The sequence below is a fragment of the Priestia sp. JV24 genome (assembly GCF_025910025.1).
GTDB classification, from domain to species: Bacteria; Bacillota; Bacilli; order Bacillales; family Bacillaceae_H; genus Priestia; species Priestia megaterium.
The window spans coordinates 1-600 of sequence record NZ_JAPCIN010000089.1 but is presented as its reverse complement, the minus strand read 5'-3'; the positions used below and the strand labels follow the sequence as shown (position 1 = coordinate 600).

Below are 600 nucleotides of genomic sequence, written 5' to 3'. Positions count from 1 at the left end.
TGCCGATTCAATTAAAGATTTTCTCTCTTTTTCAATCTCAACTGTTAAAGCTTCTTTTAAAATCACTTTATGAGACTCCAATATTCTCCTCACCCATTTGCTTTTAGTCGCAAAACAAATACAAGGTTGATCATTCCAATGGCGATCAACCTTGTATTCGTTTTATCTTTTTACGTTCCTACAAATATTTTACAGTATACAAATGTCCTTACACAACGGAATTTTTCTTTTCATTTCTTGTTCTTCGTTTATAGTGGAAAGATATAGTTTTTATGGTAAAAAGATGATATTATGGGTTTACGCCTATATTGACTTTATTTTTATATGTTGTGAACCCTATGAAAAAGCTATTTGATTTCTATGCAAAGCCAATGCTTATAGAAATCAAATAGCTTTTTTATGCGTATAGAGAGTTTCAAAAAGGAGGAGTATATTATGTTGAGCAGAGACGAACTTTTCTTATTCAACAGAGAACTATTATTTTTAGTAGATCAACACTCGGCCTGTACTGATTCTAGTTTAAAAAAGATTCTTGTCACTCAGATTGCCCTTATGTTTGCTGCCCTTAGCGAAAATTATCTCTCTATTTCTTGATCCTGA

General features: G+C 31.7%; 1 protein-coding gene. It reads left to right on the top strand.

From position 1 onward, the window contains the following. Positions 1 to 435: 435 nt before the first annotated feature. Positions 436 to 594, top strand: coding sequence for a hypothetical protein (locus OK414_RS29785; protein WP_263046370.1), 159 nt, complete (start codon positions 436 to 438; stop codon positions 592 to 594). Positions 595 to 600: the final 6 nt, after the last annotated feature.

What these genes read in the sequence shown, in the direction of transcription:
- OK414_RS29785 (WP_263046370.1), top strand. Translation starts at nt 436, where the DNA reads ATGTTGAGCAGAGACGAACTTTTCTTATTCAACAGAGAACTATTATTT.